2 protein-coding genes are annotated in these 2528 nt (G+C 28.8%); both read right to left on the reverse strand.

All coding sequences use genetic code 11. From position 1 onward, the window contains the following. Window positions 1-247: 247 nt before the first annotated feature. Window positions 248-1360, reverse strand: coding sequence for a DegT/DnrJ/EryC1/StrS aminotransferase family protein (locus VK91_RS21920; protein WP_048395901.1), 1113 nt, complete (start codon window positions 1358-1360; stop codon window positions 248-250). A gap of 61 nt (window positions 1361-1421) precedes the next feature. Then, window positions 1422-2528: hypothetical protein (locus VK91_RS21925; protein ID WP_048395904.1), on the reverse strand; the 1107-nt coding region annotated here is incomplete at its 5' end.

The following is a 2528-nucleotide window of genomic DNA, read 5'->3' on the forward strand; positions in this document are numbered from 1 at the left end:
TATTATTGATTAATAATGATTTTATTTATCAATTAAAAAATTTGTTACTTAATTCGATTCAAGAAAATATATTTCGATTATATTCCAACACTTGCAAAATTTTTTACTTAACAAAAGTTTACTGTCATTGTTTTATTTCATAAACGATATTTTTTATGTGCTCCCTAATCTAACCAAGTAATTTGGTAAATACAAAAAGAACATACAATACCAGCAATTATTATGTATGTCCTTTTTTATTAAATGATTATCTCTTATAATATTCTATTAATTTTTCAAGAATGTAATCCTGTTCATCCTTTTTCAATTCCGGAAACATTGGTAAAGAAAGGACTTCTCTTGATGCTTTTTCAGTAATAGGTAACTCTCCTTCAACATAACCTAGTTCTTTAAATACAGGCTGTAAGTGTAATGGGACGGGATAATATACCATGGTAGATATTCCTTGATCTTTCAGAAACTTCTGTAATTCATCTCTATCCCCTACTTGAATTGTGTATTGATGATATACATGATAATAACCATCAAGCTCTACTGGAGTTTTAATAACATCCCCTAATTTTTCGTTTATATTTGCAGTATAATAAGCAGCATGTTTTCTTCTTTGTTCAGTCCAATAATTTAAATATGGTAATTTAATATTTAATACTGCAGCTTGTATCTCATCAAGGCGGCTATTATACCCCATAATTTTATGATAATATTTTGGCTTACTACCATGTACTCGTATTACTTGAGCATTCTCTGCAATCTGCTCCTCATTAGTTACAATCATACCACCATCACCATATGCACCTAAATTTTTTGTAGGGAAAAAGCTATATGTGGCAGCATTACTTAATTCACCAACTGATTTGCCATTTTGTCTAGCACCAATTGCCTGTGCAGCATCTTCTATTAAGACCAAATTATGCTTCTTAGCAATTTCACTTAGTTTTATAATATTCGCCATATGACCGTATAAATTAACAGCAATAATAGCCTTAGTTTTTTCAGTTATTGCCTCTTCAACCTTTTTTGGATCGATATTATAAGTAATGGGGTCAATATCAACAAATACTGGTTTGGCAGATGTGCGTGTAATTGAACCTCCTGTTGCAAAAAAAGTAAATGCTGTAGTAATAACTTCATCACCATTTTCTATTCCTGCAGCTTGTAATGCAATATTAATTGCATCTGATCCATTAGCTACTCCCACCCCGTATTTAGTATTACTAAATTTCGCTATATCTTCTTCTATTTTTTTTACATTATTACCCAAAATAAACTGTGAGGATGACATTACTTTATCTAACTCAATTAAAATATCATCTTTAATAGTTTGATATTGTTCAGATAAATCTAACATAGGAATTTTCATAATAGTTTCATTCACTTTCCACTTTATATTTTATATATAATTCGCTGACTACTAAATACCTTCATGTACTTTTATCTTGATTTCTTCCATATAATCCATTTACTATCCAAAGTAATAATATGCAAAATAATATTCCATGTGTTAATAATGATGTAAAAAATGCTGAGTTAATTAAACTCATCCCCGGAATAACCAAAATTGACATTGTTAGGAATAATGGTATTTTATTAGATACACTATCAATAATTATAAGTATTATTCCAAGTAAAATACTAAAAATAAAAATTCCACTATAACCGAAGTTTACATAAGCATCACCCCAGTAGCCTACATTTGGAGCAAATTCACGTTTAAAAAACTCTTGTGCCATATATGCTACTGGCGAAGTATTATAATAACTTGGAATAACATTTTCTAATATAGAATGTTCTAGGTAAAATTTCCTTTTTAATTCAAAGAAATCATAATATTGATAATGTAACTGAGCTGGAACAAAGAACAATCTTCTTATAAAAATCGAAGGAACTAACAAAAGATTGTTTGAAATAGTAAATACAACTAAGCTAAAACTCACTAAAAGAGTAGCTCCTGTTGACATAATTAATAAAAAATAATCTTTCCATCTTGTTTTCTGAAAAAAATAAAACATTAGTATTACAACAGGTGCAAATAGGTGGCTCTTAAAATTAGTCATAGAGAATAGAAAAATCTGCATAGATAATACTAATATTGCTAGTAAGTATTTTCTATTATAGAGAGCTAATGTTAGTAAGAGCAAATTCACAACATGGGCCTGCCACGGTAATAGATACCCTAAAATTCTTCCCTCATTCATAGAGTAAGCCTCTCTTGTTTCATAAACATCCAATAAATTCAAATTTATTCGGCTTAGCCCTCCGGTTAAAAAAAGCATTCCATATACAATAGCAGTTATCCCGAAAAATAAAAGAATTAAAATTACCTTGGATTCTTTTTTTGTCATTGAGTATATCTTTATTCTAGGAATAATGATTAGGATACAAATTATTATTAAGTATGATAAGAAAATTGCAATTGTAAATTTAGTGGCCATATTCTGTAACCAATACAACGACATGATTGGTATAAATAAGAAAATAAGTAATATATAAATAATCATTTGGCTAGCTTTTTGTTGCTTAGCAATATA

The sequence above is a fragment of the Lysinibacillus sp. LK3 genome (assembly GCF_001043675.1).
Classification (GTDB): domain Bacteria; phylum Bacillota; class Bacilli; order Bacillales_A; family Planococcaceae; genus Lysinibacillus; species Lysinibacillus capsici.